The sequence below is a fragment of the Acinetobacter lactucae genome (genome assembly GCF_013344765.1).
GTDB classification, from domain to species: Bacteria; Pseudomonadota; Gammaproteobacteria; order Pseudomonadales; family Moraxellaceae; genus Acinetobacter; species Acinetobacter lactucae_A.
The window spans coordinates 1-6,437 of record NZ_JABVBF010000185.1 but is presented as its reverse complement, the minus strand read 5'-3'; the positions used below and the strand labels follow the sequence as shown (position 1 = coordinate 6,437).

Below are 6,437 nucleotides of genomic sequence, written 5' to 3'. Positions count from 1 at the left end.
AACTAATGGTGAGCATTTCTGTAGTTTTTCTCATCTTAACGATAGGATGTGAGATGAAAACGACAAGCACACAACAATCGGCAAATGAACGATCCATGACTATTGTGGGTACACCTGTTCATGAAAAAGATTATAAGATTTCTGATTTACAAACCAATAATCATGAGCTATCCAACTATTAAATTATTTCTAGGTTGCATCACTTACTTCATTTTAAATGGGGTAAGTGCATGTGAGCCTGCGTCTTTAGATTGGAAACTTTTTCAGGAAAAATATGATCTAAATCATGATGGCATCTATAGCTTAAAAGAATTTCAAAGGGTACAAGACTTCTATCCATATAATTGGCCTACGGATAAGCGTTTTCTAGGCGAAAATAAGCAAACGAAGCTATTCAATTATTTAGATGAAAATAAGAATGGTTATTTAACAAATGAAGAGCTAGGTAATGTTCATGTTTTATTTAAAAATCCTTGTGAAGGATGGCCATGGTCATAATTTGATATGGCTAGTTTAAAACCATTGAAGATTCTTAAATATAAAAAAACTCCCAATTTAGGGAGCTTTTTTATGAACCTAGATTAAGAAACTTTATCGCCTGGTTTCGCACCGCTATCCGGTGAAATAATGAAAATACCTTCACCATTTCCGGCAGCAAGTACCATGCCGTTTGAAATACCAAAACGCATTTTACGTGGTGCAAGGTTAGCAACCATAACGACCAATTTACCTTTTAGATCTTCTGGCGCGTATTGGCTACGGATACCACTGAAAACATTACGTGGTTCAGCTTCACCAACGTCTAAAGTAAGCTGAAGTAATTTATCTGAACCTTCAACTGTATCTGCTTCAACAACCTGAGCAACACGTAAGTCAACTTTTAAGAAATCTTCAATACCGATAATTTCAGCTTCACCAACTGCTGGAGTAGGCACTGCTTTTTTCTCAGCTGCTTTGTCTTTTTTTGCTGCGGCTTTTGTTGCTTGTGGAGCGGGAGTACCCAAAGATTCTTTAGAAGCATCAACCATGGCTGCAACAGCTTTTGGATCAACACGCTGCATGAGAGGTTGGAACTGTGCAATCTCATGACTTACAAGGATTTGTTTACGTGACTCAAAATTAAAGCTGTCAAGTTTTAGGAAATCTTGAACTTGTGCAGCCAAAGTCGGTAAAACAGGCGCCAAGTACACAGCTAATTGACGAAATAAGTTGATACCAACCGAACATACATCAAGAACTTGTTGTTCTTGACCTTCTTGTTTCGCAAGTGCCCAAGGCTTTTTCTCATCAATATATTGGTTTGCACGGTCAGCTAGCGCCATAATTTCACGAATAGCCGTAGAAAATTCACGTGCTTCATATGCAGCAGCAATTGAATCACCTGCATCAATAAAACTTTGTACCAAGTCAGATTCTGCACAGTCAGCAGATAAAGTATTGTTAAAGTTGCTGTTGATAAATTTCGCACAGCGGCTAGCAATGTTAACGACTTTACCGACTAAGTCTGAATTTACTTTTTGAACAAAATCATCAAGGTTCAAGTCAGAGTCTTCAACTTTATCTGATAGTTTAGACGCAAAGTAGTAGCGTAAATATTCTGGGTTTAAATGCTGTAAATAAGTCTCAGCCTTGATAAAAGTACCGCGTGACTTAGACATCTTTTGTCCATTTACAGTCAAGAAACCATTTACAAATAAGCCAGTTGGGGTGCGATAGTTCGCGCCTTCAAGCATTGCAGGCCAGAATAAAGCATGGAAATAAACAATGTCTTTACCAATGAAATGGTAAACATCGTTTTGACTGTCTTTTTTCCAGAAATCATCAAAGTTTAAATCTGGACGTTTCGCTTTGATGTAATTTTCAAAACTAGACATATAACCGATTGGTGCATCAACCCAAACATAGAAATATTTATTTGGGGCATCTGGAATTTCAAAACCAAAATATGGCGCGTCACGAGAAATATCCCAATCTGCTAAACCTGCTTCAAACCATTCATCAAGTTTGTTTGCAATTGAAACAGGTAAGCGACCTTCATCACGGGTCCATTTCTGTAAATACTCAGCAAAGTTCGGTAGTTTAAAGAAATAGTGATCTGATGATTTTTCAACTGGTGTTGCACCACTTAAAGTAGAACGCGGATTAAGTAACTCAGTTGCATTATAAGTCGTACCGCACACTTCACATGAGTCGCCGTATTGATCTTCTGACTTACATTTTGGGCATGTACCTTTGATGAAACGGTCGGATAAGAACATCCCTTTTTCTGGGTCAAATAATTGAGTTACAGGACGAACTGCAATATTTCCAGCTTCACGGTTTTTAATATAGATATCTGTTGAGCGTGCTTTGTTCGCATCGCTATGTGTAGAATCGTAATGATCGAAATGTACGCCAAAACCATCAAAATCACGAATATGTTCTTTTTGAACATTCGCAATTTGTTCTTCTGGGCTAATACCATTTGCTTCGGCACGTAGCATAATTGCTGTACCGTGAGCATCATCCGCACATACATAAGTCACATCATGACCCATTGCTCGCATGGCACGAACCCAGATATCTGCCTGGATGTAACCGAGTAAATGACCCATATGAATTGGACCATTAGCATAAGGGAGGGCATTAGTGACTAAAATTTTACGCACGGATTTCATTCTCTCATTCGTATTTATAAGGTGGAAGATTTTAACTGATGCAGGGAGATAAGCAAAGATTAATAATCTTGGGCTTGGTGTAAGAGGATTCTATGAAAATGAATTTTAGTCATTGATAGTTTCTCTTTAGAACAGATAAACAAATCAAAAAATATTTGAATCATCCTGTATTGTCTTTGTTTCAAATTGCAGTTACGGTCAGAAAATAAGCCATAAAGATGTATAACTAATAACTTATTCAGGTAATTTTTTAATTAGCTATGAGGATAACAACGATGACTACTGAAAATAAATTAGATGAATTAAAGGCAAAAGCGGCTGATGCAAAAGTACAAGGCGAAAAAGCTTTGGATGATTTAAAGGAAAATGTAAAAGAGAAGCAAGCTGCTGGTAAAGAAGCAGTGGAAGATAAAGTAGACCAATTGAAGGCAAAAGCAGCCGATGCAAAAGCACAGGGCGAAAAAGCTTTGGATGATTTAAAGGAAAATGTGAAAGAGAAACAAGCGTCTGGTAAAGAGGCTCTCGAAGATAAAGCAACTGATTTAAAAGGCAAACTTGAGGATGCTCAGCATAGTCTACAAGATAAGTTTGATCATTTACGTACAGAAGCAGCCCATAAATTTGATGATGCGAAAGCCAAAGCTGCGGAATTAAAGGAAGAGGCTGCTACAAAATTGGATGAGTTGAAAACACAAGCAACCGCAAAACTTGATGAGTTAAAGAAAACTGCAACCGATAAACTCAATAAATTGAAAAACCATGATTCTGCTGAATAAGCTGATTTAAACTAAAATCTGCACTCCTTACCTAAAAGATGAGATTGTAAGTGAGTAATTATTCATCCCAAGGTGAGCGAGTGCGGACCAATACTGTTACACTATCTCCATTAAGCTGTAATGATCTGTTTTTGGAGTAAACAATATGTCTTGGCTTTCTTCACTAAAGTCTGTTTTTTCACCCGCACAAGAAGTGAAAGAAGATGAAATCCAAACCATACTCCAAAATTATTTATTACCGCATTCAAAAGATGCTTTAAAAGAGCGCATTAGTCAGCTTCAAGTTCAAGGTCGTGTATTACAACTTACTATTAATACATTTCCTGATGAAAAAGAGCATTTGCAGCAAATCCATGATGATTTAGCGAGTGCATTAGAAAAGTGCGGTATTGAAGAACTTAATTTGCATGTGGTTCAACAAAAGCGCCCTACGCTAGAAAGTTCAAATTTACCTCCTGTGATGGATGCTTCACCTAAATCGGAACCAGATCCAAATAACCCACCGATTCAAAAAACCGCTCCGCAACAAAGAGATGTTCCACTCCACCCTCGCATTAAGAATGTTATTTTAGTTTCATCTGGTAAAGGTGGTGTTGGTAAATCGACAACTACAGTCAATTTAGCACTTGCCTTGCAAAAAATGGGACTTAAGGTTGGGGTATTAGATGCTGATATTTATGGACCAAGTATTCCGACCATGCTAGGTAACGCTGGTAAAACACCTCTTATTGAAAGTGAAAATTTTGTACCTTTAGATGCTTATGGTATGGCTGTGCTTTCTATTGGACATTTAACTGGAGATCACAACACACCTGTTGCATGGCGTGGACCAAAAGCAACTGGTGCTCTAATGCAATTGTTTAATCAAACACTTTGGCCAGATTTAGATGTACTTATGATTGATATGCCACCGGGTACTGGTGATATTCAACTCACGCTTGCACAGCGTATTCCAGTGACTGGTTCAATCATTGTGACTACTCCACAAAATGTTGCTTTGCTTGATGCGACTAAAGGAATTGAGTTATTTAATAAAGTGGGTATTCCAGTATTAGGTGTCGTTGAGAACATGTCGACTCATATTTGCTCAAACTGTGGTCATGAAGAGCAAATTTTTGGTATCGGTGGTGGTGATAAGCTCTCAGAGCAATACCATATTCCATTGTTAGGCCGTTTGCCTCTTAATGCTCAAATACGGGAACATGCTGATCAGGGTAAACCTAGTGTTGTGGCAATGGATGATGCGGCTGATAGTTATATTGACATTGCCAAAGCAGTCTGGCAACAGATTGAAAAAATCCCTCAACGCACACGTGATGACAAGCGTATTTTCTAATTGTTTAAAACCCGGCTTTAAGTCGGGTTTTTTATTGTCTGATTAAAATAAAAAATTAAAATACTGAATCCTAATAACAAAGCTAAACTTGAAATTGGCATGTAGATTGCTACTTTACACTTTTTTTAAACAAAGGTTAAAAAATGCAATTTAAATCTACTTTTGGCGTCATCAGTTTATGTAGCGCTTTATTTTTAGTTGGGTGTAACGATGACAATTCATCAGTTTCGCAAACACCCACCGTTCAGGAACAAAAACAGAAGTTACAGCCGATTATTATTCAGGGTGCTTTGCCAGTAGAGTCGGAAAAAATGGCTTCAAAATTAGAGAATAAGACTGTTGAAAAAGTTGGTGGATGGACCTTCTGGAAAGGAACCTATAACGGTTATCCAATGATTATTTCTAAAACCCGCATGGGTATGAGTAACTCTGCTGCAGCAACGGCTTTAGCGATTGAACGCTATAAACCAATTGCGATCATTAATCAGGGTACCTCAGGTGGACATGATCCAGATTTACACGTTTACGATATTGTTTTAGGAAAATATACAACCAATATTGGTGCATTTAGAACTCCTAAACAGCCAGTGGGTGGTGGTTCAAACTCGCTCACATGGGTTGAGGCTTTTGATGTTTTACCAACAGATGAATCTGACCCAGAACCGATTGCGATACGCAAATTTGAAGGTGACCAAGAGTTGTTAATGGCAGCACATAAAGTCCGTTATGATAAAGGTGAGGTAGTTGAAGGAACGATTGGTTCAGCAGATGTTTGGAATAATGAGCTAGATCGTATTCAATTTTTCCATCAGCGTTATGGCACTTCTGTTGAGGAAATGGAAGCAGCATCTGTTGCGCAAATCGCAAGTCAATTTAATGTTCCGTTTTTAGGCATTCGAATCTTATCTAATAATATTACCAATAATGGAGCGTATGACCCTGGTACGGGAGAGGCTTGCCAAGAGTATGTGCTTAATGTGGCTGAAGAGTATATGAAATCAAAACTGCCAAAATAATGATTTAAACTTATGCAAGAAGAGAGGAACCTTTATAAAACTTCTTCTTGCTTCTTTTGACGATGTCTAGTTTTCCAGTTTTTAATGACCATCCAGCGCCAGAAAATTTCTGTGCATATATATAAAATGACGGCAAATACAAAGGCTTCTACAACAAGACCTGTCATTAAGATTTTCGCAAGACTAAAATCAATATGTCCATGGCCGAAATGAGTAATCCAACGAGAAATCTGATGCAATACACCAAGCAGCATTTCTTTGTTGATCATATGCACATGAAAAATGTGTGCACCGAACCAAAAACCAATATATAAAATAGGAACTAGAGTAAGAGGATTACTTAGCCAAGCGAGCATCAAGCTAATTGGTAAATTTACTTCAAATAGTAAGACCGCCATCACAATAAATACGCTGTGAAAAGGGATAGGCAGTAAACCAAAAAAAGTTCCGACAAAAACAGCACGAGTAATTGATTTTCGATTGACATACCAAAGCACAGGATTAAGGGTCTTTTTACCAAAAATCCTTAGAAATTTCATATTTGAAACTTTCTCGGGGGAGGGAAGCCAAGATTGAAAAAAATGCTTTGCCATAATCATTAAGGGTAGTAAAGCGCGATGCTCTATATAAAAAAAATCAGAAACAATATATG

General features: G+C 37.7%; 7 protein-coding genes. 5 read left to right on the top strand and 2 right to left on the bottom strand.

Going from position 1 to position 6,437, the window contains the following annotated elements:
* Together HUN22_RS14810 and HUN22_RS14805 are read left to right on the top strand one after the other, a co-directional pair.
* Positions 1-182, top strand: a 182-nt coding sequence (locus tag HUN22_RS14810; RefSeq protein ID WP_217484551.1) for an NF038215 family lipoprotein, incomplete at its 5' end; no start/stop codon positions are given.
* Positions 163-498, top strand: a complete 336-nt coding sequence (locus tag HUN22_RS14805) for a calcium-binding protein (protein WP_174730835.1) — start codon at positions 163-165, stop codon at positions 496-498. The genes HUN22_RS14810 and HUN22_RS14805, both read left to right, overlap by 20 nt.
* 83 nt (positions 499-581) lie before the next feature.
* Here the strand turns inward: HUN22_RS14805 and metG are convergent, their stop codons facing one another.
* Positions 582-2,648, bottom strand: a complete 2,067-nt coding sequence (gene metG / locus HUN22_RS14800; protein WP_174730843.1) for a methionine--tRNA ligase — start codon at positions 2,646-2,648, stop codon at positions 582-584.
* 284 nt (positions 2,649-2,932) lie between these two features.
* On the opposite strand from metG, the gene HUN22_RS14795 reads away from it, so the two are divergent.
* The 3 genes from HUN22_RS14795 (at position 2,933) to HUN22_RS14785 (ending at position 5,785) form a co-directional block, all read left to right on the top strand.
* Positions 2,933-3,433 (top strand): hypothetical protein, encoded by a 501-nt coding sequence (locus HUN22_RS14795; RefSeq protein ID WP_174730832.1) that lies wholly within the window; start codon positions 2,933-2,935, stop codon positions 3,431-3,433.
* A 145-nt stretch (positions 3,434-3,578) separates the two neighbouring features.
* Positions 3,579-4,769: an iron-sulfur cluster carrier protein ApbC gene (gene apbC, locus HUN22_RS14790; RefSeq protein ID WP_174730829.1), complete on the top strand. Its 1,191-nt coding sequence runs from the start codon at positions 3,579-3,581 to the stop codon at positions 4,767-4,769.
* A gap of 143 nt (positions 4,770-4,912) precedes the next feature.
* Entirely contained in the window at positions 4,913-5,785 is an 873-nt protein-coding gene (locus HUN22_RS14785; RefSeq protein WP_174730826.1) for a 5'-methylthioadenosine/S-adenosylhomocysteine nucleosidase, read from the top strand.
* A 32-nt stretch (positions 5,786-5,817) separates the two neighbouring features.
* Here HUN22_RS14785 and HUN22_RS14780 read toward each other — a convergent pair whose 3' ends face one another.
* On the bottom strand, positions 5,818-6,384 hold the full coding sequence (locus HUN22_RS14780; RefSeq protein ID WP_174730840.1) for a DUF2062 domain-containing protein: 567 nt from the start codon (positions 6,382-6,384) through the stop codon (positions 5,818-5,820).
* Positions 6,385-6,437: the final 53 nt, after the last annotated feature.